Here is a 24927-nt window from a genome sequence, read left to right on the forward strand (position 1 = left end):
TACCTCTATTTTTAAAGTTAGTGATCGTGATAGAAATTGTAACTTTTTGAATGAGAAAAACTACCAATAATACGATATACTATTTATTACTAATATTTAGTAGGGAGGCAGGATTTTTGAAAAAATTTTCATACATATTATTGATTATGTTACTGATGGTTGTAGGTTTTTCCTTTAACCAAACAGCTAAAGCTGCCCAATTAGTGACTGGTACCTTTGTCGATGTAACATATTCGGAATATACAAAGCCAGATGGCACCATAGAAAAGCAGCTTAGTAAGGTGACATTGCAAAATGATCGTGGACGTACTGTAACTTACAATATTAATAAAAACACTCGTTTATTTATTAATAATACGTCCACAACAATAGAAGGTTTTAAAATGGGCATGGAAGTGGAAGCTGAAATCTCTTTAAGAAGTGTGGTGGAACTACGTGGTAATTCCAATTTACCTACAGAAACGAATGTCCCATCAACAGGAGGCAGCGGTTCCACAATTGCTGGTGTCGTAACGAGTATTGATCCTAATGGATTATTTATTATGGTTAAGCCGGATGTTGGTGCAGAAACAACTTATTATATAAATAAAGAAACCAATTATCAAAAAGGATCTTCAGCAACGGATATTAGTGCACTGTATGTTGGAGATCGAATTAAATTGAGTTTGAAAAATAAAAATACCTCAATCGTAACAAAAGTAGCTATAAGTGAAACGGGTACTCTAGTAGAAAACCTTTATAAAGGCGAAATACAAGCAGTTAACCCCAATGCCAATAAATTAACCGTAAAAAACCAACATGCTTTTGTTAACTGGCAATTTGGCTCGCAAACAACTGCAGATCTTTCAACAATGCCTTTTACGTCTAAGGTGCCTATTTATGTAGGGAATACGAAAGTAGAGAAAGGTCAACTAAAAAATTATATTGGTAGTGAAGCATACTACGCGACTGTAAAACAATTTGGAAAAGAAGTTATTGAGAAAATTGTGGTATTGAAAAACAATGAACGAACTTATTACGAACCAATGCTTTCTGTAGATACAGATTACCAACTGTTAAAGCTTAAAACAGCAGGCACAATGTATTTCCATAATGGAACTATTTTAATTCGTAATGGCCGACTAATTGAACCAACAGGGCTCATGGCTTATGGTACAGCATTTGTAATAGCGGATGGTGCTGCTCGTGATCATTATGCGCAGGTAGTGCAAGTGACGAGTGATAGCTTTATGTCACCTAACTTAGCTGGTCATGAATTATATTATGGACGTTTAACGCAAGCTGATGGATACCTTATTGAAATTGACGATGCAATGAAAATTGAATCAAATGTTTTCAAGAAAACCGATCATACTGTTCTGTCAGTTAGTAATTCGACAAAGGCAAAGGTAGATGACGGCAATAAAACATATAGCATCATGCCTGATATTGAACTTTATTTATCGGAAGGCGATTATGGTTACTTCTATGTGAAGGATGGGCATGTACAAGCACTTCATATTTTAGATAATGCGAAACCTGTTGCACCATTAATGCTTACAGGAAAGCTACAGTCTGTGAAATCTACGTACCCAGCTGTCATTAACGTCAAGAGTGTTAGTCAATGGCAAAATGGGCGTTGGTATGAAGCTGGTGAAATGGTTAATATGAATATTGACCAAGCGACACTGATAAAAGCAGGTAAAGTGATTCAAGCTTCTGACTTACAGCCTTCTGATCGTTTAGTTGTATTATCAGATCGATTTGTGAAAGGTCATTTTATTTTAGTAGATTAATGTAAATAACAAACTAAAAATCTGCGAGTCTAATGCGAATGGTATTAGCAAAAAAGCGTTGTAATTAAAATCGGAAGAGGAAGATTACTTCGCGTAGGCGTATGGGCTATATTGTAAATACTCTCGAAAGACAAGCAGATTTTTTGTTTTTTAGAATTTTTTAAAACTAGGTTCATGATGCAATATATGCACAGTGAAAGAGAGGACAAGCGAATGCAAAAACATTTGTCAAAATTAATGGTAGTCGTTCTAGCTATTTTTGTAATAAGTTCGACTATACCATTCAATGCATCGGCTGCTTCATTAGAAACAACAGGTGCCGTAAAAAATGAATATACATATGAGGAAGCCGTATTCCTTTCAGGAGCACCCGTTATTTTTAAAGGGACAAGTAAAGATATTAAAATTTCACAAAAAGAATCAAAGGGCAAACTAACTGAAACGTATAGCATGAAGTTAACTGGAAATAATGGCGCTACATTAACAAGAAACATCGCCTACGAATCAGATGTCGTAGATCATGCAAGTATCGGCCAAAAAACTTCTAATGGCGAAGTTAAGAAATACACTGAAAAAATTACTATTGGATCGATTACTTATTCTTTAGTCGATTATCAATTTTCTCAAGGAACTGTTACAGATAATCGTGCAGCGTCTGATTATTACTCGGGAAATGTTATTTCAAGAAAGACTTATGCCTTTGAAACTGGCAAAGGGAAAAATGCAGTTAAAAACACTGTAACGATTGACACTGATAGTAGACATGCAGGCTATGAAAACTTTTGGGGTGCAACTGAAACACAAATTACAGAGTCTGTTTATTCTTTTAGCGATGGCAAGACGAGCCATGTGAAAAATCGTTTATCTACAAGTAAATCTCGCGTCCTAAATTACGAGGAGAATCTAGGTACTTTAGGAAGCTTTGAAGGTGGATATGCAGTTGTTAGTGAAAAAGATGTTATATCGGAATACACGTATAATTTAGCTTCTGGACAAAAAGGGACACTTGATTTAGATACAGAATATATGCCAACTATTGAGCGTCTCATTATTCCTAAATTCCGTGATTTAACAAGTCATTTCGCTAAAGAAGCAATTGAAAAACTTTATTCACTCGGTATTTATTCGGATTCAAGTAATTTCTTCTCACCTAATACGCCAATGAAACGCCTTGATTTTACTACAGCTATTGGTAAAGCGGTTGATTTACGTGTGTTTGAAGAAAAGAAATCGAAAAAAGCGCCTACTACAAGTGTCTTTAAGGATTTAAAACGTACTGTTAAAGACTATTCCTATATTGAATCAGCTTTAAATAAAGGTATTATTAAAGGCGTTTCTGCCGATCATTTCATGCCTGATGGTGCAATCACAAGAGCACAGGCTGCGACTATTTTCGTTCGTGCCTTAGGACTGGAAAATAGAGCGCCGAACCCTGGATATTTAACGAAGTTTACTGATAACAACCAAATTCCAAACTATGCTAGAGATGGCGTCTATATTGCCAATGAACTTGGATTAATGATTGGCGATTCTGCTGGACGTTTTAATCCAAGTAAACCCCTGACTCGTGCGGAAGCATCAGTTGTCCTTGAACGTTTCTTGAAATATTTAGAAGATGACTTAAAACAAAACTATCGTGATGACATATTGTTCTTTAACTAAGGAAAGGACTGAGCAACAATGACATATGTAAAAAAAGCATTGCTTACTACGCTTTGCTTCATGTTACTTCTGATGACAGCAACACCCGTTATCACTCAAGCAGCCACAACAATTAGAGATGTTCCGACGAATAGCAATAATTATAAGGCTATTTCCTGGGCAGTTGACAATGACTTGATGTCTTTGAACAACGCCAATAACTTTCAACCTAATGAGCAAGTGACAGATCGAGAGCTTGTCCTCATGTTTGCCAAGCTAGATCGTAACTACGCATTATCTTATGTAGATAGTGTTGCCTATAACTTTTATAGCGATTTTTATTTACCGTTTAATGGGACACATGTAAATGCTAATCGATCAAAAGCAGCTACTCGTGGTCAATTTGCACGAATTTATGCTGCTTTTAAAGGCTTGGATTTAGATGAACCACAGGCTGTTCAATATTTATATTCAAATGATTTATCTACAAGCAGTACGGGCAAAAATACATTTGCAAGCTTCAATCCATCAACAAAATTAACACGTGGTGATGTTGCTACATTCTTATACAGAGCTGTTCAAAATGGCAATTTTGCTGTACAAGGGTTAAAGCGTAGTGCAGCTGGTCGTGATAATGATAGCATTACTTTACCTCCAGGATTCATGGGTTCTAGTAGTGCGGATTTCGAAGAGCCAAAAGATAACTCAAATGATTTTACTGGACCTGAGTATGTTAATAATGCATTACAAAGTATTGTCGTGGAAAAACCTGATTTAATTGCGAATGAAGTTGATTCTACACTTGTAACTGTATCGTTAAAGGCTTGTAATGGTGACCCTATTGCGGATGATAAATCTTATACATTCCGTGTGACGTCAACTTACGGCACAATTGTCGATACTTCAGGCGAAGCTGTTAAAACTGTCCAATCTGATGGTTCGACTGTGTCAGCTATAGTTGTTGCGCCAAAGTTAACGAAGTCTGTGCGTGATATAATTTCCTTTGAACTAGTTAATAATACAGATCCAGCAATGAAGTGTCTTGTTGGAGAGAAGTTAAATGCAGAAGTTCGTTATTCACCACAACCAGAATTGCGTATTGATTACCAAGTATATGATCCTACAAATAAGGATGATGATAATGGTAGTGTGACACCGCCGTATGTCCCATATGAAAAATTACCAGAGTTCTTCACACAAAACTTAATTGATGTGTACTCGCCAATTCCTTTTAAATATGATGGAGATAAAAAGTTATTTAGTATAGGGCAGCAAACAAATGTAACGGACGCTTTAGGCAATGTCCAAAATGTCTATTTACGTTACGGAGGATCTGATCCTAAATATCCTGCACTAGGTTATGAAAATGCTATTTTGCAATTTGAAAACTACGATATTTCCGTTTATCTATTTGAGGAACTTTTAAATCGTCGTTTGGATAACTCTGTAACAACGCCAGCCAAAACAGAAATAATGTATATGATTTCTGATGATGGTCGTCCAATTTATCGCGTTCAAGGTATTGATGATGATATCGCCTCGCAGGTAGAGAACATTAATCCAGTTGGCGCTATCATTCAACTTATGAACCATATGCCTGAAGAAAAAAAATTGACACTAGAGCATTATGATAGTGTCATGAAAATTTATTCTATCTTTACAAACCTAAGTAACTATGATCGTACGGTATTATTAAAATATCAAGGTGGGAAGCTACTTGGACAAGTAGAGGCCTATAAAAAACGAGTAGAGGCATTGAAAGAAAGTGCTGATGCTGCATCTAGACCATCTGGGAAAGATCGATATACAAAAGTCATGGTGACTTTAGTTCGCCCTGGTGGAGAACCTGTTACGGATTATCAAGGAACAGTAAAAATTAAGTTTGATGGAGTGGAAAAAACAGCTTCATTTATTACTAATACTTCTGATCCATTAAATAATACAGGTAATCCAGGTACTGCTGTAGCATACTTTGACTCCATTATTTATGGAAAATCAAAAGTAGAAGCAAAACTTGTTAATCCATTAGACCCTCGCTATGCAACGATTTTAAAGGGTTTAAAAGATAAAACAGTGACGAAAGAAATTTTTACTAATCCATACTTCAGTAAAAACTCTTGTTCATTAGCAACAGAAATTGCATATGTAGTGGATTATTCTTCTTCCATGAAGGCAGTCGATCCAACCAATTATCGTGGGAAAAAAATGATTGAATTAATCAATCAATTAAAAGCAAAAAATAACATTGTCATCGAAACCAACACAAATGCAACGATTCTTGGTGAAGGTACAACAGACGCAGTGTTGAAGAAAGATCTATATAAAGCATCTAAAGATAAAGGTGCGACGGATATTTTTACAGGCATTGATATTGCATTAACAAAATTCTCGAATGATACGAAAACATCAAAGGCTATAGTAGTTGTATCTGACGGTAAAACAAGCAAATCCAAAATGACAAAAGTTATAAATGACGCGAAAAAGCAAGGCGTCAAAGTATACACAGTAAGTATGGGCAAAAAATCCCAAGTAAATGATGCTACTTTAATGCAATTGTCTGCAGAAACAGGTGGAGCGTATTATCATGCCATTGATAATTTACAGTTGCATCAAGTATTCCAAAAATTAATTGATGCTATTTTATGTAAAACGCCAGCTTCAAGCTGTATCAATCCTGAGGATTTATTTGAAGAAGCAAGTGTATCGTTACGAAAAGGCTATATTACAATGAGCGCTCGGATTGATGGGAATTGTCCAAACGTTGCGAAGCTTAATGTACGCTATAATTCGATTAGTGGCGATGTACAATTTGATTTGCAAAAACGTAGTGATCATGTATTCATGTTAACGAAAACAGTACAAACTATGCAGGACTTTAAAGTTAATAATGAAATTGAGTTTATAGCATACGATAAAGACGGAAATATTATTGCAATAAAAACTGTCACAATGACAAATTAATGAGAAAAACTGTCTCCTTATATGGGGGCAGTTTTTTAATTTGAAACAAAACGTATAATTTGTTACACTTAGTTTATAATAATTCTAATGTAGATGACGAAAGACAGTTCTTCATGACATGTTCACAAATTATAGATGAACTATTGTCGAACTGTGCTATAATGAGATTTGTGAATTAGAACGTGTGAGGTGTTATTCATGCATACCATCGTAGTAGGCTTGAATTATAAAACAGCGCCTGTTGAAATAAGAGAGAAGTTATCATTCATTGAGAGTGAACTACCTCAAGCAATGGAAGCGCTGCAAAAGCAGAAAAGTATTTTAGAAAATGTTATTGTTTCGACATGTAACCGTACAGAAATTTATGCTGTTGTGGATCAATTGCATACTGGACGTCATTTTGTGAAACAATTTTTAGCTGATTGGTTTGATTTGCCTGTGGAGACATTTTCTTCATATTTAACAATTCGTGAAGAAGATGAGGCAGTCGAACATTTATTTAAAGTGACAGCTGGGATCGATTCAATGGTTCTTGGTGAGACACAAATTTTAGGGCAAGTAAAAAAAAGCTTTTTAAGTGGACAAGAGATTGGTACAACAGGAACAGTTTACAATCAACTATTTAAACAAGCGGTAACATTTGCAAAGCGAGCACATAATGAAACAGCTATCGGCGAGAATGCGGTATCAGTTTCTTATGCAGCAGTAGAGTTAGCAAAGAAAATTTTCGGCTCTTTACAACGCAAGCATGTAGCTATTTTAGGTGCAGGAAAAATGGGGGAGCTTGCGATTGAAAACCTATACGGTAGTGGTGTAGGAAAAGTTACTGTGATTAACCGTACATTTAAAAAAGCGGAAAGCTTAGCCTCAAAATTCCATGGTGAAGCGAAATCGATGAAGGAATTACAGTGTTCTCTTTTAGAAGCAGATATTTTAATTACATCTACAGGTGCAACGGATTATGTTATTGATTATGAGCTAATGCAATTTGTGGAACGTTTACGTAAAGGAAAACCATTATTTATGGTAGATATCGCTGTTCCTCGTGATATCGATCCACGTGTTGGCGATCTGCCAAATGTTTTCTTGTATGATATTGATGATTTACAAGGAATTGTCGAAGCGAATTTAGCTGAGCGTGAACGTGCTGCGGCTGATATTACGGATATGATTGGGAATGAAGTGATACAATTTAAGGATTGGGTGACAACACTTGGTGTAGTACCAGTGATCTCTGCATTACGTAAAAAAGCAAATCGTATTCAAGAAGAGACGATGACTAGTATCGAGAATAAAATGCCAGATTTAACAGAACGTGAACGAAAAATTTTAAGTAAACATACAAAATCAATTATTAATCAATTGTTAAAAGAGCCAATCTTACAAGCTAAAGAGATGGCCAATTCACCAAAAGCAAATGAACAGTTACGTTTATTCCAACAAATTTTTGGTATAGAAGAAGCTGTGGAAGCTGAAGTTCAAGAGATGACGAAGCAAGAGCTTGAGCGCAAAGAACGCTCACAGGCAACTCAAACTTCTGCTGAACCAAAGTATTCTTTCTAAAATATCTAATGCGTTTTTCGTACAATGATGTTGTACGTTTGGTTATGCGCAATTGGATTCTCTACTGATATTACATGAGGCGTTTTCGTATCTGTATGGTAAACTTAGGATACGAAAACGTTTTTTGTTTTCTTATTATAGCTTTACAATTTCACTACAAAGAAGGGATGTCTATTGGCTGATTTGACCATGACGAGGCTTTATGAAGTGATGATCGTCTTGTATGCGATCAGTCTGGTTTTTTACTTTACTGATTATTTTTATAAGCAAGTACGAGCAAGGCGCATTGCTTTTTGGCTTGTTTCATTTGTATGGATGATTCAAAGTGCCATTATAATTTTAACGTTTGTGGAAACAAAACGCTTTCCGATTTTATCCTTGTCTGAGGGGATTCTCTTTTACTCCTGGCTACTCGTGACGTTATCCATCATTTTGCATTGCATTGCAAGAGTAGACTTACCGGTATTTATTATAAATATATTAGGATTTTTGTTCGCTAGTATATTTACGTTTATGCCTAAACGTCCTACAGGAACTGTCGGAGATACATTAATTTCGGAAATGCTTTTTATTCATATATCATTTGCGATATTGTCATATGCAGCGTTCACTTTAACATTTGTGTTTGCCATATTATATCTAGTTTTATATCGTTTACTGAAAAAGAAAAAGTGGTCACATCTTTGGACAAGACTGCCATCTTTACAGCAGACGAGTAACTGGATGAATGTATCATTCTTCATTGGGATTCCGATGTTATTTATAAGTTTAATATTAGGGTTTGAATGGGCATTATTAACATTAGAGAGTCTTTCGATTTTCGATGCGAAGATCATAGGGTCCTTCATTATTTTAATTTTGTACTGCTTTATCTTATATGTGAATCGCAAAAGCAAGCTGATAGGCACAACATATGCATGGGTACATATTTATGCCTATTTATTAGTTGTTGTGAACTTCTTCCTAGGAAGTAGTTTATCGCGATTCCATTTATGGTATTAGAGGAAAGGTTGGAGACTGTTGAGAAAAATTATTGTAGGTTCTAGGAGAAGTAAGCTAGCACTAACGCAAACGAATTGGTTCATTAATGAATTAAAGGCTGCTGGTGCTCCATTTGAATTTGAAGTGAAAGAAATCGTGACAAAAGGTGATCAAATTTTAGATGTTCAGCTTTCGAAGGTAGGGGGAAAAGGATTGTTCGTGAAAGAAATTGAACAAGCCCTTTACGATAAAGAAATTGATTTTGCTGTCCATTCTATGAAAGATATGCCTGCTGTACTGCCGGAAGGTTTAGTAATTGGCTGTATTCCTCCACGTGAAGATGCGCGTGATGCATTTATTTCGAAGGGACATGTTAAATTTGCTGATCTTCCTGCTGGGGCTGTTGTTGGGACAAGTTCTCTACGTCGTAGTGCACAGCTTTTAACAGTACGACCTGATCTTGAAATTAAGTGGATTCGAGGAAACGTTGATACTCGTTTAGCTAAACTTGAGACCGAAGAATACGACGCTATTATTTTAGCAGCAGCCGGATTAAAACGACTTGGTTGGAGTGAGGATGTTGTCACTGAGTTTTTATCAGTGGAAGATTGCTTGCCAGCCGTAGCTCAGGGTTCTCTTGGCATTGAATGCCGTGGAGATGATGCTGAACTATTAGCCGAGTTAGCTAAATTAACAGACCAATTAACATGGCAAGAGGCGCATGCAGAACGTGCATTTTTGGCGGCAATGGATGGTGGCTGTCAAGTACCAATCGCTGGGTATGCCACATCAAGTGGGGCTGAAATTACGTTAACAGGCCTTGTTGCTGCTCCAGATGCATCTGTTGTGTATAAAGAAACTATAGTTGGTACAGACGCACAAAAAATAGGGGAAGAGCTGGCTACAATTTTAACGGAACAAGGTGCTTTCGAATTAATTCAACGTGTGAAGGCAGAGCAAGATGCAAAGTAGTTTACCTTTAGAGGGTAAAACGATACTTTTAACAGGTACATCTAAGACAACAACAATTGTAGATGACATTACAGCTTTAGGCGGCCATGCAGTAATTGCACCATTAATTGGAACTTGTGAACGCATGGACAGCCATGATGAAGAATTATTGAAGAGTGCGCGTCATTTTGATTGGATTATTTTTACGAGTCAAAATGCTGTGGATGCTTTTGCTAATAAGATGGGGAGACACCAAGTAATTGCCCAAAATTTTCAAGGGAAAATTGCTTCCATTGGGACCAAAACAACTACAGCGTTAGAAAAGCTAGGTTTTCAAGTGAGCTTTATGCCTTCAATATTTAGTGCTGATATTTTCGTCAAAGAATTTCCGCATATAGCAGGCGATCATCCAAGTTGTCTGTTTATTCGTGGGGAAAAAGCGAAAAGTACGCTGAAGGATGGACTTCCCTTTGATCTGAAAGAGTGGACAGTTTATGAAACGATTGAACGACATGATCAAACATCAGATATTCTCAATTGCATCCATCATAATCCGGACATCACAGTGATTTTTGCTAGTCCTTCAGCTGTTGATGTGTATGCAAAAGATATAGCGGCACATGTTGGGTGGCAAGCAACAAGGATTGCAGCCATCGGTCATATTACGGAAGCAGCTCTTGAGCAATACGGTGCAACTGTGGATATTATGCCTAGTGTATATACAATGCAAGCAGTCATCGAAGAATTAATGAAAGTAGGGGACAAATCATGACAAAACTACAATTTCAAAGACATCGTCGTTTGCGTGCCAATGCAACAATGCGATCAATGGTAAAAGAAACATACTTACATAAAGAGGATCTGATTTATCCTATTTTTGTAATTGAGGGCGAAAATATTAAAAACGAAGTAAATTCTATGCCTGGTGTTTTTCAGTATTCATTAGACAAGCTAGAAGCAGAAATTGATGAAGTTGTCGCATTAGGAATCCCAGCAGTTATTTTATTTGGTTTACCAGCTGAAAAAGATGCTGTAGGAACTGGTGCGTTCCATGACCACGGAATTGTCCAAGAAGCGACTCGTTTAATTAAAGCGCGTCATCCCGAGCTTTTAGTCATTGCGGATACATGCTTATGTGAGTTTACTGATCATGGACATTGTGGCTTAATTGAAGGCGATCAAATTTTAAATGATCCTTCTTTAGACGTTTTAGCTCGTACGGCAGTATCACAAGCAAAAGCTGGTGCAGATATCATTGCTCCATCCAATATGATGGATGGTTTTGTTGCAGCGATTCGTGCAGGGCTTGATGAAGCGGGCTTTGAGCATATTCCAATCATGTCTTATGCTGTAAAATATGCGTCAAGTTACTATGGTCCATTCCGTGATGCTGCAGATGGTGCTCCACAATTTGGTGATCGTAAATCATACCAAATGGATCCATCAAACAGATTAGAGGCATTCCGTGAGGCAGAATCTGATATCGAAGAAGGAGCAGATTTTTTAATTGTTAAGCCGGCCCTTAGCTATTTAGATATCATCAGAGATATGAAAAATAATTATCCATTACCACTTGTGGCGTATAATGTTTCGGGTGAGTATGCGATGATTAAAGCAGCTGCTATTAATGGTTGGATTGAAGAGAAAAAAGTTGTGCTTGAAACATTATTAGGCATGAAACGTGCAGGCTCTGATTTAATCATTACGTATCATGCAAAAGATGTTGCACGTTGGTTGGAGGAGAAATAAATGACACGTTCTTACGAAAAATCAAAACAAGCCTATGCTGAAGCTGTGCAGTTAATGCCAGGAGGTGTTAGCAGCCCAGTACGAGCATTCAAGTCAGTAAACATGGACCCGATTTTCATGGAATCTGGCCACGGTGCTATCATTAAAGATATTGACGGTAATGAATATATTGATTATGTATTATCTTGGGGACCACTAATTTTAGGACATACACATCCAGAGGTTGTCAAAGCAATTGCTGAAACTGCTGCAAAGGGATCTTCCTTTGGCGCACCAAGCTATACAGAAAATCGTTTAGCTCAATTAGTTTTGGATCGTCTTCCAGGCATGGAAATGATTCGCTTTGTTTCTTCGGGAACAGAAGCTACGATGTCTGCATTACGTGTAGCACGCGGTGTTACAGGTCGTGATAAAATTTTAAAATTTGAAGGTTCTTATCATGGACATGGTGACTCATTATTAATTAAAGCAGGATCTGGAGTTGCCACTTTGGGTCTTCCTGATAGTCCAGGTGTACCAGCAGATATCGCGCGCAATACGTTAACAGTAGCCTATAATGATTTAGAAGGGGCTAAAGCTATTTTCGAAAAATTTGGGGCAGAGCTAGCAGCCGTTATTGTAGAGCCAGTCGCAGGAAATATGGGTGTTGTACCGCCCCAAACAGGTTTCTTAGAAGGTTTGCGCGCACTAACATCTACACATGGTGCGTTATTAATCTTTGATGAGGTTATGACAGGATTCCGTGTTGATTATGGTTGTGCACAAGGTTATTTCGGGGTAACACCTGATATGACTACGTTAGGGAAAGTAATTGGTGGCGGTCTTCCTGTAGGGGCATTTGCTGGAACTAAAAAAATTATGGAGCAAGTTGCACCAGCTGGACCAATTTATCAAGCAGGTACATTATCGGGGAATCCATTAGCCATGACAGCGGGGTATGAAACGTTATCACGTTTAGATCATGGTACTTATGAGTACTTTAAGCAATTAGGCGATCAATTAGAAGCTGGTTTCCGTGAAGCAGCAACGAAATACAATATTCCACACACTGTTAATCGTGCAGGTTCAATGATTGGCTTCTTCTTTACGAATGAAGATGTAATTGATTTTGCAACTGCTAAATCATCAGATTTAGCCTTATTTGCTGAATACTTCCGTTTGATGGCTGAGGAAGGAATTTTCCTACCACCATCTCAGTTTGAAGGGTTATTCATTTCAACAGCTCACACTGAAGAACATATTGCTAAAACAGTAGCAGCATTCCATAAAGTGTTTGCACAATTAGCGAGATAGAATTTGATAGGGCATGCTAGATTTATTTCTAGCATGCCCTTTTTATTTATAAGTTAGAAGTCATTATAGTACTTGAGCAATAAATGAACAAAAGAGAAAATATAGCATATATTAACTACCAAGCACGCTCATCTATACTAGATGAAGGACCTGCTTTTGTCAAAATTATATCTTTCAGCATAGCCAAAATGTGGGCGATATCGTTTATAATATAGCTATTCATAAAAGAAAGTAGTGAATTGATATGGCAACAGGCACACATACAGTCGAAGTACCCGTAGGAATTGATCATGTATGGGATTTCGTCAGTGATATGGAAAAATGGGCAAAGCTTGTCCCAGGTTATAATGCACATGTAATGATTGATGACAAACATTCAACATGGACTTTTAAAGGGAATGTTGGAGTTCTGAAAAAAACAGTAGAAGTTGAAATTATTATTTTAGAGTGGGTAGCACCTTCCAAAGTGACATTTGAACTTAAAGGTCTTTCTGATAATTTCACAGGAAACGGCTATTTCCTTGCAGAAAGCATTGATGCTGAAAACACAAAAATGACAGGCTTCTTAGAAGTAATCGCTGGCGGATTAGCTGGCCCTGTTTTGAATCCAATTTTCAAACCGATCGTACCAAAAGCAACGCAAATGTTAACTGATCGTGTAGCAAATAAAATTAAATTAGTAAATGTTTAATGGATGTAAGAACATCATGAAAATGGCATGCTAGAAGTAATTTTCTAGCATGCCATTTTTCTACTAGTCTACTCTTTTTTATGCTGTTGAACTTGAAGCATTCTAGCATACAATTCCCTGATAAGTCATATGATGCAAAGGGAGGGATTATTATCGAACACAAAACTTGGAATATGAGTGAAACATTTTGTTTTCCTGGCTACGGCTGCCCAACAGAAATAGCAGCTGTGCAAATTAAGCCTCAGTGGCAAGCAATGCAGTTAGAGGATTCACTTCGACTAATGGGCATATATCATATCACCGCACACGTTCGTTTCGATTTTCAAGATATGCAAGCTTTTACAGGCAATGAAGATTTGATTACCATTGATGCCCTCGATGTTCAGGGTGATACAGGTTATTTTGAGTATGCAGTGCCATTACATGTCGATTTACCGAAGGAATCAGACCTTAAAGATATAATGGTCAAAGATATTCGTCCGAGCTTGACGAATCAGAAGTGTCAGCTTGAATGGACAGTAACAAGTATTTTTAACGAATATGATCCGGTTGTTGAAAATGACAATGTGTTAGAAACTCAGTCCTTTACTGCCAATGCCTTTGAACATGAAGAGGCACTTGCTGTGAGGGAAGAAAGTATACAAGTGGAAAAACAATCTTCTGCATTAGTAGCAGTTTCACACCAAGAGAAGTCTACAACTGTTGACCAAAAAACAATTTTGAGAGAATCTTCAAGTCATATTGTTGTACGTGAATCCAGCTCTTGGCATGAGGTGCCTTCAATGATTTGGGATCTAACGGAAGACTATACACCGCTTAAAGTTCGTGTTTCAAATGATGTCTTTCAAAAGTAAATAGCTGAGAAGTAGTAAGAGTAATAAGAAAACTAAATCACCAGATGTTGGAACAATAATGACACGGATAAACTGAAAAGCACAAATCGGAATGATAATCGTTCTACAGTAAAAACGAACTTGCCTTATCCAGGGTGGTAAAAGCCAAGGGTTATACTTGCGTCGACGCATTTGAATATTCACTTCCTTTTCTATTTACTTTACTCTTATTAAAAGATGACTAAATCACTTGAAAAATTACACGTTTTTGCGGTACAATAAGAAAAATCAAATACAGATGCTATGATAGGGAAGAGTAAATTATGTTTACATTTTCAGAGAGGAAACGGTAGCTGAAAAGTTTCTATTTGTACTTAATTGAAAGTAGCCCTTGAGCAGCTTTAGTGAACTAACAGTAGTTAAAGCCGGTTAAACACCGTTACCGAATTGAGAGCCAGTAGGTAAGGCTGAGAAATGTATTCGATAATCATTTCTTTAACCGCTACTGGAATTAAAGGTGGTACCGCGAACTAAAACTCCTTCGTCCTTTTAGACGAGAGGAGTTTTTTTATTGGGAAAAAAATGAACAGCATTTCTTTACCAATAGTCTTCAAACAATAGGAGGAGTCAAGATGACAGAAAACATTTCAATGCCAACTAAGTATGACCCACAGTCCATTGAAGCCGGTCGCTATGAATGGTGGTTACAAGGAAAATTTTTCGAGGCACAGCCTGAAAGTGGGAAGAAGCCCTATTCAATCGTTATTCCGCCACCGAACGTAACAGGTAAATTACACCTTGGTCATGCTTGGGATACAACATTACAAGATATCCTTACACGTATGAAACGTATGCAAGGTTATGATGCCCTTTGGTTACCAGGTATGGACCATGCGGGGATCGCAACACAAGCAAAAGTAGAAGCAAAACTACGTGAGGATAATATTACACGTTATGATTTAGGACGTGAAAAATTCCTTGAAAAAACATGGGAATGGAAAGAAGAATATGCTGGGCATATTCGTGATCAATGGGCAAAGCTTGGCCTTGGTTTAGACTATACACGTGAACGTTTCACACTAGATAAAGGTCTTTCAGATGCGGTTAAAACAGTATTTGTTGAGTTATATGAAAAAGGTTTAATTTACCGCGGGGAACGCATTATCAACTGGGATCCAGCAGCAAAAACAGCATTGTCTGATATTGAGGTAATTTATCAGGATGTGCAAGGTGCCTTTTATCATATGAAATATCCATTAGCTGATGGCTCAGGATATGTAGAGGTTGCCACAACACGTCCCGAAACAATGCTAGGTGACTCTGGGGTAGCAGTTCACCCGAAAGATGAACGCTATCAGCATTTAATTGGTAAAACTGTTATTTTACCGATTGTAGGTCGTGAAATTCCGATTGTAGCTGATGACTATGTTGATATGGAATTTGGAACAGGGGTTGTAAAAATGACACCTGCCCATGATCCGAATGACTTTGAAGTTGGTAATCGTCATAACCTTGAGCGTATCCTTGTAATGAATGAAGATGGCACAATGAACGAACTGGCTGGCAAGTACAACGGCATGGATCGTTTTGAATGTCGTAAGCAAATTGTTGCTGATTTACAAGAAGCAGGCGTGTTAATACGTATCGAAGAACATATGCATTCAGTAGGACACTCTGAACGTTCTGGTGCTGTTGTAGAGCCATATCTTTCAGCACAATGGTTCGTTAAAATGCAGCCGCTTGCTGACACTTCCCTAGAGCTTCAAAAAGACGAAGAAGGGAAAGTAAATTTCGTTCCTGCTCGTTTTGAAAACACATATTCTCGCTGGATGGAGAATATTCGTGATTGGTGTATTTCTCGTCAATTATGGTGGGGCCATCAAATTCCAGCTTGGTACCATAATGAAACAGGCGAAATTTACGTAGGAAAAGAAGCACCAGCTGATACGGAAAATTGGACACAAGATGAAGATGTGCTAGATACATGGTTCTCTTCTGCACTATGGCCGTTCTCTACAATGGGCTGGCCAGACGAGGCAAGTGAAGAATATCAACGTTATTACCCAACAAGCACGTTAGTAACGGGTTATGATATTATTTTCTTCTGGGTATCTCGCATGATTTTCCAAGGTCTTGAATTTACAGGTCAACGTCCATTCAAAGATGTATTAATTCACGGTTTAGTACGTGATGGCGAAGGACGTAAAATGAGTAAATCACTTGGCAATGGTGTAGATCCAATGGATGTTATTGAACAATATGGCGCAGATTCATTACGCTACTTCTTGGCAACAGGTTCATCACCTGGTCAAGATTTACGTTATACTACTGAAAAAGTAGAAGCAGTATGGAACTTTGCAAATAAGATTTGGAATGCATCCCGTTTTGCACTTATGAATATGGATGGTATGACATATGATGAAATTGACTTAACGGGTGAAAAATCAGTTGCTGACAAATGGATTTTAACACGCTTAAATGAAACAATTGAACGTGTAACTTCTCTTGCAGAACGTTATGAATTTGGTGAAGTTGGTCGTGAACTCTACAATTTCATTTGGGATGATTTCTGTTCTTGGTATATTGAAATGGCGAAATTACCACTTTACGGTGATGACGAAGCTGCTAAAAAGACGACTCGTTCTATTTTAGCGTACGTACTTGATCAAACGATGCGTCTATTACATCCATTTATGCCATTCATTACAGAAGAAATTTGGCAGCACTTACCACACGATGGAGAATCTATTACAGTGGCTGCATGGCCAACTGTACGCACGGATCTTCATTTTGCTGACGAAGCAGATAATATGAAGCTCCTAATGGATATTATACGTTCAGTACGTAATATTCGTGCGGAAGTGAACACACCAATGAGCAAAAAAGTACCGTTGTTTATTTCAGCAAAAGATGCTGCAACAGTAGCAGTACTTGAAGCGAATAAAGCATATTTAGAGAAATTCTGTAATCCAGATGGGTTAACAATTGGTGAAAGTTTAGAGGCTCCTGGTCAATCGATGACAGCAGTTGTAACAGGAGCGCAGGTTTTCCTACCTCTTGTTGGGCTCATTAACCTAGAGGAAGAAATCGTACGTCTTGAAAAAGAGTTAGAGAAATGGGCAAAAGAAGTGAAGCTCGTTACAGGTAAGCTCTCCAATGAAAAGTTCGTATCGAAAGCACCTGAGGCATTAGTAAATGTAGAACGTGAAAAATTAGCAGATTATGAAAGCAAGCACGCGGTTGTTTTAAAACGTTTAGAAGAATTAAAAAATATGTAAGAGTAGAGCAATGGATGGCAATAAAGTCATCCATTGCTTTTTTTATATGAAGCAAAAGTTATGCATTGAAATAGGAAAAAATATATAGTAATATTTAGAATAATTAGTCTAATAGATAAAGATTTTTATTCTTATAGTAGGAAACAAAACCTAACGTAATGTTATTTAGTCCAGAAAGATAAAGTGAAAACGGTCTGTTATTGGGCTATGCCAAATGATTGGTAGGTTTATGGTATGAATGGAGATGTGAATATGACAGGTAATATGACAGGTAATATGACAACATTTATTACGAAAGTCAATAAAGCATGTGATGACTTAGATTTTGTAAGTGCAAGGGTGTTGATTGAAACGAATCTATTGAAATTATCAGAAGCAAAATATTATCGTCTATTAAATGCCAGTGGGCGTGTGCTTATTAAACATGTATTAGCAAATAGTCAATCTCAACAGGATCGTACCCAATTATCACGGACAGATTTATTAACGATCAATAAAATAAATGAGTATTGCTCGAATTTTGATATTTCGATGTTAAAAAGAACATTAAAAAACTCCTTTGAATTAGTACAACGTCCAGATGTTTTGCCATTATTAAACAATGATGCAAGAATTATTTTGGACAATATGGGGGCTCTATTAGGTGCTCACCAAGTACATTAACAGAGGGTCATTTATCAAACACTCAGTTGCTAGCTGGGTGTTTTTTTCTAGTGTTTTGTAATTAATTCATGTTATTAAACGTTACTTATACTAAAATAGAGATATTGCAGTAAGAGGGAGTGTTTCTTTTGTTTAACACAATGAACGAATGTACGGAATTTATTTTCACATTAAAAGCCGTTGATCATAAACGTGCACCGCTTGTACTAATGAGAGAAGTACTAGCGCATTTAGGGAATCCTCACAATAAACTTCGCGTGATTCATGTTGCTGGTTCAAATGGGAAGGGCTCCACAGTGAATGTTCTTAGGGAAATGCTACAACATGCTGGGTACCAAGTGGGAGCATTTACATCCCCACATTTAGAACGAGTCAATGAACGGATCACCATAAATGATGACCAAATTTCTGATGGGCAATTTTTATACTATTTCAATAAGCTAGCTAAGATTATAGAAGAACAATACAATGGAGATTTTCCAAGCTTTTTCGAGGTTGTAACACTCATAATGTTTCAATATTTTGCTGATCAGGGAGTTGAACTAGCAGTGATTGAAACAGGACTTGGAGGGCGTCTAGATGCGACGAATGTCGTAACACCGCTACTAGCGATTATTACAACGATTTCACTTGAACATACAGCCTTTTTAGGTGATACATTCGCCAAGGTTGCCTTTGAAAAAGCAGGAATAATAAAAAAGGGTGTTCCAGTTGTTGTGGGGGTTAGCAATGAAGAAGCATTGGCTGTTATAAAAGAAACAGCTGATGCACAACATGCACCATGCTTTATTTTAGGACAAGACTTTACAATTAAGGATATTTTACAAGGAACGGACGGTCAGGGTCAGCAATTTACGTATGAAAAGGGTAATGTTGTGATGACTAATTTAGCTTTAAAAATGGCTGGTCCACATCAAATTAATAATGCAAGTCTTGCCATTACAGCTTTACTCACATTGTGTGAAGAGGGAGCTATTGTCGTTACTGACCAATCGATTCGGCATGGACTGCAATATGCGAATTGGGCTGGCCGCTTTGAACAATGGCCCAATAAAATTGTTTTAGATGGTGCTCATAATTCAGAAGGGACAGTTGCACTTATCCAAACACTCAAAAGTGTATTTCCAAAGGGCAATTACCGTTTTGTGTATGCAGCATTAGCAGATAAGGATCACGCAAATAGCATTGCACTAATGGATGATGTAGCAACGTCCATTTCATTTACACAAATTAACCTGCCAAATGTAATGCCTGCTGAAAGTTTAGAGATGTTATCAACCAATGCCAATAAGCACCATCATGTAGATTGGCTGGAAGCCGTCCAAACTGTATTGTATGAAAGAGCTGAGGAGGATGTTGTTGTGATTACGGGCTCTTTATACTTCATAGCAGGAGTTCGCCAGTGGCTGCAGGAGGAAGGTCGATGATTCCTGGATTTGATTACTATAAAGATAAGTGGCATGTCAATAGCGATGATGTCATAAAACCCGGTCTGGCGGCGATTGAAGAGGCTTTGTCACTAGTAGGAAACCCGCAACAAACCTTACGTGTCGTACATTTAGCCGGCACGAATGGGAAAGGATCCACATTAACTTTCCTTGAGGCTATCGCTAAAGAACATGGATTAAGAGTAGGTAAATTTATGTCACCATGTATAGTCGATGTGCATGACCAAATTCAAATCGATGGTCAACCTATTGCGGAAGCTGATATGGATGCAGTCTTTCAACAAATGCAAGCAGCTGGATTAAGTGGGAAACTAACGGATTTTGAATTATTGACGGTAGCAGCATTTATACATTTTGTGAATAGTGAGGTTGATATCTCGTTAATTGAAGCAGGTATGGGTGGTTTATTAGATAGTACGAATGTGGTAGCGCCAATTGTATCAATTATTCCAAGCATAGCTTTAGAACATACAAAATTTTTAGGCAACACAATCGACAGTATTGCGCGTCATAAAGCGGGAATTATTAAACAAAATCGCCCTGTCATTATTGGCAATTTACCAGACGAAGCGAAGTGTGTTGTTTATGAAGCAGCTGCTCAAAAAAAAGCGACAATTTTTGAATTAGGTCATCATTTTTCAATATATTCATTCGATGATGGAGAATGTTATGTAAATGACGAACAAAATGTCCAAATCTCAAATCTAACACGTTCAATGAAAGGTGCTCATCAGGCCGATAACATGGCACTTGCCATCACAGCATTCCTAGAAGTAGCGGTACACGTAGAAGTGTCTGTGAATAAAAAAGCTATTCGTGAAGCTGTGAAAAAAGCTGCTATTTTAGGCCGTTTTGAAGAAATAATGCCTTTTGTTATTGTTGATGGTGCACATAACCCAGCGAGTGCTGAAAAATTAGTCGAAACGATTAAGTGTGAGTTTCCTGGTGAACGGATCACATTTGTCATGGGAATATTAGCAGATAAAGATGTTCAACAAATTCTTCGACTTTTAGAGCAAGTTAGTGATGAATTTTATTTCGTTGATTTTGACAACCCACGAGCGATGGCTGCACAAAAACTGCTAGAGCTTTCCAATGCAACATCTAAAAACGTCTTAGTGGATTATGCTCAATTCTTACAGGTACAATCAAACAGTAAGCAAAGAACAATAGTATCCGGCTCGTTATATTTATTAACAGCCGTACGAAATAGATTAAAAGTATGGAATGACTAGGACTCCTGATAGGAGGTCCTAGTTTTTTTATTAATGAATGCAATTTTTTCTTTTAGCGCTTATAAATCAAATCTCAATAAATTCGCATTTACACTTCTAATTCTACATATACTTTTATATATTGAAATCTCGTTATTATTGAAACGTATGGATAGTTGGAAGGATGAGGTGATAGATGAATGAAAATTGTAAGTCATGTGATGAAAAAACAAATATTTCGGGCGATGATTATTGGTGGATTTGTTGGTTTATTAGGTGTAGCCATTTTTTTAGGTGTTTTACAAGCCAGTACACAGTTACCTATAAAGAATAATGGTAGTAATGTCGCAACTAATCAATCACAATCAGAGACCATCCCTACTGCTGGTGAGACAACCAGTACATCTAATGCATCTATGTTTTTTGCTACTCAAGCAGGTGTGTATTCGAATTATGAGAGTGCAAGTGCATTTGTTGCCGAGTACCCAGCATTAAAAGAGAGCGCTATTGTTGAGGTTGATGGCAAATTTTATGTTTGGACAAGCATGGTGATTGAAGAAAGTCAGCTTGAATTTTTACAGGAACCTGCAACCTTTAAAAAAGCATTTAGTGTCAGTGGTGAAAGCTGTAAGCAGCCAACGCTTGTGGAACTGCCAGCTGCTTTAGCAGACAAAAATGCCACAAAATTAAATTTTAAGGAAAACGGAAAGGATTCAACTCTACCAGAGGATTGGCAATCGATTGGAGCAGCTGCCTCTACCATTTCCAACGATATCAGCGTCATCCGTTTGCAAGTTTTTGCCCATTATCAAGCTAAAAATACTTGTCTCCAAGTGAAATTTTAAAAGGGAAAGATAGTGAAATCATTATTATCTTGATTTTTTGAAAATTTTCAAATTAAACATTCTTCGGTATCATAAAGGTAAGGAGGAATGGTCAGATCATGTTGAACACAAATCATAAGCTTGTACTTGCCTCAGCTTCACCAAGGCGAAAGGAATTGCTGGAAATGTTAGCACTTCCGTTTGAGGTCATGACAAGTGAAGTTGAAGAAACAAGTGTACAAGCTAGTACAATGCAAGAATATGTAAAAGGAGTAGCTCTCTTAAAAACACGTGATGTAGCTAAAAAAGCATCGAATGCAACAATCATTGGTGCAGATACAATCGTTGTTTACAATAATGAGCTACTACATAAACCAAAATCTCGTGAGGAGGCTATTTCTCACTTACTACGTTTATCAGCCAATAAACATGTCGTGATGACAGCGGTCGCTATTATTGAACCTGATGGGAAGGAAAGCATCTTTGTGGAAGAAACAACAGTTGTTTTTCATCCATTATCACAGGAATTGATTGAAGCCTATGTCGACTCTGGAGACCCCTTTGATAAAGCAGGCGGTTATGGTATTCAGACAATAGGTACACTTTTAGTGAAACGAATTGAAGGAGATTATAACAATGTTGTAGGTTTACCACTCGCAGCGTTGTTTTCGCAATTGGTAGACCTGCAAATAGTCCAATTTGCGAAGGAGTGAGCATTTTTGCTAGATGAGGTTTTGCCAACTTTGATGTTACGTGATGTTCATATGGAAGATCGTCCCCGTGAAAGGTTGCTACGACAAGGGGCAGAAAGTCTATCCAACCAAGAGCTACTTGCTATTTTATTAAGGACAGGTACAAAGGAAGAATCCGTTCTTGTACTCGCGAATAGAGTATTAAATGTTTTTGAACGCCTCCATCATTTGAAGCACGCAACTATCGAAGAAATGGTGGCTATTAAAGGAATCGGTGAGGTAAAGGCTATTCAATTATTAGCCGCCATCGAACTTGGTAGACGACTAGCCCAAAAACAAAATGATGAGAAATTTACAATTCGTTCCCCACAAGATGCTGCTGCTTATTTAATGCCTGATATGACTTCACTTAATCAGGAACATTTTGTAGTTCTCTTTTTAAATATCAAAAATCAAGTTATTCACAAACAGACGATTTTCATTGGTAGTTTAAACGCCTCCATCGTGCATCCTAGGGAAATTTTTAGAGAAGCAGTGAAGCGATCTGCTGCTTCTATCATTTGTGCACATAATCATCCTAGTGGAGTACCGACGCCAAGCTCGGAGGATATTGAGGTGACGAAGAGGATTGAAGAAGCTGGTTATATTATAGGCATCGAATTAATCGATCATGTGATCATCGGAGATCATCAATTTATTAGTTTGAAGGAAAAAGGGCATTTTTAACTCTGCATGCAATTTGCAGAGTTTTTTTTCTTGATTCAGCCTTTGCGGATATCTCATAGGTGTAGAGGAGCTTGTCGAACAAACTCGAAAGATCTGGATAGCATTACATCTGACGCATTATTGATAGGTAATTATAAAATTTTTGTATTTTTTTGTGGTTTACTGGCGAACCTTTTTCATTTTAAATCGTTAATGTATTCTAGAAACTTTATATTTATCTTCACAAAAATTGGTAGCTTAATACACATTGTCTTATGAGAGTAAAAATTATATGCTAATCTATACGTACTATTTTTAGTTTAAGAGGGAATTAAAATAGTATCTTTTCTGTGAGATGAGGTATGTGACACTACAAATTCTTGCGCTTTTCCGTTATAATGAACGGTATGAATTTTATCTTTATTCAGGAAAGACTCCCATTGAAATTGGTGGTGAGCCGAATAAGTGTGTAGTTTTTTCAAGGTGTGAAACACTAGCTGATGAAGATAAAAACTTTGACGGGGTGCTATGGGTTTTGTGGAGGAGTCAATTGTATTTTTATACAATTGAATTTCCTGTACATGCTGTCAAAGATAATGGATGTCAACGAAAGTATGGCTTAAATAGAAAGGGAGTACACAAATTGTTTGGACTAGGAAGCAAAGATGTCGGGATTGACCTCGGCACAGCGAATACATTAGTGTTTATTAAAGGAAAGGGAATCGTTTTACGCGAACCTTCAGTAGTAGCGAAAAATACGAAAACAGGAGATATCGTTGCAGTTGGTAATGATGCTAAAAATATGATTGGTCGTACACCTGGCTCAATCGTAGCAATTCGTCCAATGAAAGATGGCGTTATCGCTGATTTCGATATTACGACGGCAATGATTCAGTATTATTTAAGAGAAGCCTCTAAAAATTCTGGAGGCAATTGGAAAAAACCAAATGTCATGATTTGTGTGCCTTATGGTATTACTTCAGTGGAACAACGTGCGGTTATTGATGCTGCTCGACAAGCAGGTGCGAAAGAAGCTTTCACAATCGAAGAGCCATTTGCAGCGGCGATCGGATCAAATTTACCAGTATGGGATCCAACAGGGTCAATGGTTGTTGATATCGGTGGTGGTACAACAGAGGTAGCAGTGATTTCATTAGGTGGTATTGTAACGAGTGAATCTGTACGTGTTGGTGGAGATGCAATGGATCAATCCATCATTTCATATATCCGTAAAACATATAATTTAACAATTGGTGAACGTACTGCAGAAGCGGTGAAAATGGAAATTGGTACGGCATTAGCTGAAGGACCAGAAGAAAAGATGGATATTAGAGGTCGTGACCTTCTAACAGGTTTACCAAAAACAATTGAGATTTCTTCTCAAGAAATTTCGGAGTCATTACGTGAAGCTGTTGCATCAATTATTGATGGCGTTCGAAAAACTTTAGAACAAACACCTCCTGAATTATCTGCGGATGTTATGGAACGTGGTATCGTGTTAACTGGTGGTGGCGCATTATTAACAAACTTAGATAAAGTTATTAGTAAAGAAACAAATATGCCAGTATTTATTGCAGAAGATCCTTTAGACTGTGTAGCAATTGGTACAGGTAAAGCATTAGATCATATGGACTTAATTCGTCAACAACAAGTTAAAGGGTAAGG

The 24927-nt window shown here is 37.4% G+C and carries 19 protein-coding genes and 1 other annotated feature; all 19 genes read left to right on the forward strand.

Going from position 1 to position 24927, the window contains the following annotated elements; genetic code table 11:
* Positions 1-116 precede the first annotated feature (116 nt).
* The 19 genes from AO843_RS00200 (at position 117) to AO843_RS00290 (ending at position 24925) form a co-directional block, all read left to right on the forward strand.
* Positions 117-1775, forward strand: coding sequence for a hypothetical protein (locus AO843_RS00200; RefSeq protein ID WP_054609156.1), 1659 nt, complete (start codon positions 117-119; stop codon positions 1773-1775).
* A 213-nt stretch (positions 1776-1988) separates the two neighbouring features.
* A complete protein-coding gene (locus tag AO843_RS00205) occupies positions 1989-3437 on the forward strand; it encodes an S-layer homology domain-containing protein (RefSeq protein ID WP_054609157.1) in 1449 nt (482 codons plus the stop codon).
* Positions 3438-3455: 18 nt separating this feature from the next.
* Positions 3456-6377: a VWA domain-containing protein gene (locus AO843_RS00210; protein ID WP_054609158.1), complete on the forward strand. Its 2922-nt coding sequence runs from the start codon at positions 3456-3458 to the stop codon at positions 6375-6377.
* A 198-nt stretch (positions 6378-6575) separates the two neighbouring features.
* Positions 6576-7940 (forward strand): glutamyl-tRNA reductase, encoded by a 1365-nt coding sequence (gene hemA, locus AO843_RS00215; RefSeq protein WP_054609159.1) that lies wholly within the window; start codon positions 6576-6578, stop codon positions 7938-7940.
* A gap of 174 nt (positions 7941-8114) precedes the next feature.
* Positions 8115-8942 (forward strand): cytochrome C assembly family protein, encoded by an 828-nt coding sequence (locus AO843_RS00220; protein ID WP_036119291.1) that lies wholly within the window; start codon positions 8115-8117, stop codon positions 8940-8942.
* Between the two features lie 18 nt (positions 8943-8960).
* Entirely contained in the window at positions 8961-9893 is a 933-nt protein-coding gene (hemC, locus tag AO843_RS00225; protein WP_054609160.1) for a hydroxymethylbilane synthase, read from the forward strand.
* A complete protein-coding gene (locus AO843_RS00230; RefSeq protein ID WP_054609161.1) occupies positions 9883-10644 on the forward strand; it encodes a uroporphyrinogen-III synthase in 762 nt (253 codons plus the stop codon). Before hemC ends, AO843_RS00230 begins: the two co-directional genes overlap by 11 nt.
* Positions 10641-11621, forward strand: a complete 981-nt coding sequence (hemB, locus tag AO843_RS00235; RefSeq protein ID WP_054609162.1) for a porphobilinogen synthase — start codon at positions 10641-10643, stop codon at positions 11619-11621. The genes AO843_RS00230 and hemB overlap by 4 nt, the downstream gene beginning before the upstream one ends.
* The gene (hemL, locus tag AO843_RS00240; RefSeq protein ID WP_054609163.1) at positions 11622-12914 is read left to right on the forward strand and encodes a glutamate-1-semialdehyde 2,1-aminomutase; all 1293 of its coding nucleotides are present in this window, start codon (positions 11622-11624) and stop codon (positions 12912-12914) included. It begins immediately after the preceding gene.
* Positions 12915-13158: 244 nt separating this feature from the next.
* Positions 13159-13605, forward strand: a complete 447-nt coding sequence (locus AO843_RS00245; RefSeq protein ID WP_054609164.1) for a CoxG family protein — start codon at positions 13159-13161, stop codon at positions 13603-13605.
* Between the two features lie 92 nt (positions 13606-13697).
* The gene (locus AO843_RS00250) at positions 13698-14459 is read left to right on the forward strand and encodes a valyl-tRNA synthetase (RefSeq protein ID WP_231630030.1); all 762 of its coding nucleotides are present in this window, start codon (positions 13698-13700) and stop codon (positions 14457-14459) included.
* A 273-nt stretch (positions 14460-14732) separates the two neighbouring features.
* Positions 14733-14990: a binding site (T-box leader), on the forward strand.
* Between the two features lie 80 nt (positions 14991-15070).
* The gene (locus AO843_RS00255) at positions 15071-17716 is read left to right on the forward strand and encodes a valine--tRNA ligase (RefSeq protein WP_054609166.1); all 2646 of its coding nucleotides are present in this window, start codon (positions 15071-15073) and stop codon (positions 17714-17716) included.
* Positions 17717-17950: 234 nt separating this feature from the next.
* Entirely contained in the window at positions 17951-18379 is a 429-nt protein-coding gene (locus AO843_RS00260; protein WP_231630031.1) for a hypothetical protein, read from the forward strand.
* A 119-nt stretch (positions 18380-18498) separates the two neighbouring features.
* Entirely contained in the window at positions 18499-19806 is a 1308-nt protein-coding gene (locus tag AO843_RS00265; RefSeq protein WP_231630032.1) for a bifunctional folylpolyglutamate synthase/dihydrofolate synthase, read from the forward strand.
* Positions 19803-21062 carry a bifunctional folylpolyglutamate synthase/dihydrofolate synthase gene (locus tag AO843_RS00270; RefSeq protein ID WP_054609168.1) on the forward strand — a complete coding sequence of 420 codons (1260 nt, stop codon included), beginning with the start codon at positions 19803-19805 and terminating at the stop codon, positions 21060-21062. Before AO843_RS00265 ends, AO843_RS00270 begins: the two co-directional genes overlap by 4 nt.
* 179 nt (positions 21063-21241) lie before the next feature.
* Positions 21242-21886, forward strand: coding sequence for a hypothetical protein (locus AO843_RS00275; protein WP_054609169.1), 645 nt, complete (start codon positions 21242-21244; stop codon positions 21884-21886).
* A 98-nt stretch (positions 21887-21984) separates the two neighbouring features.
* Positions 21985-22578: a Maf family protein gene (locus AO843_RS00280; RefSeq protein ID WP_054609170.1), complete on the forward strand. Its 594-nt coding sequence runs from the start codon at positions 21985-21987 to the stop codon at positions 22576-22578.
* Positions 22579-22611: 33 nt separating this feature from the next.
* Complete coding sequence (radC, locus tag AO843_RS00285) at positions 22612-23283, forward strand: RadC family protein (protein WP_197278847.1); 672 nt, start codon at positions 22612-22614, stop codon at positions 23281-23283.
* Positions 23284-23905: 622 nt separating this feature from the next.
* Positions 23906-24925, forward strand: a complete 1020-nt coding sequence (locus AO843_RS00290) for a rod shape-determining protein (protein ID WP_054609385.1) — start codon at positions 23906-23908, stop codon at positions 24923-24925.
* Positions 24926-24927: the final 2 nt, after the last annotated feature.

The organism is Lysinibacillus sp. ZYM-1, assembly GCF_001308875.1.
Classification (GTDB): Bacteria; Bacillota; Bacilli; order Bacillales_A; family Planococcaceae; genus Lysinibacillus.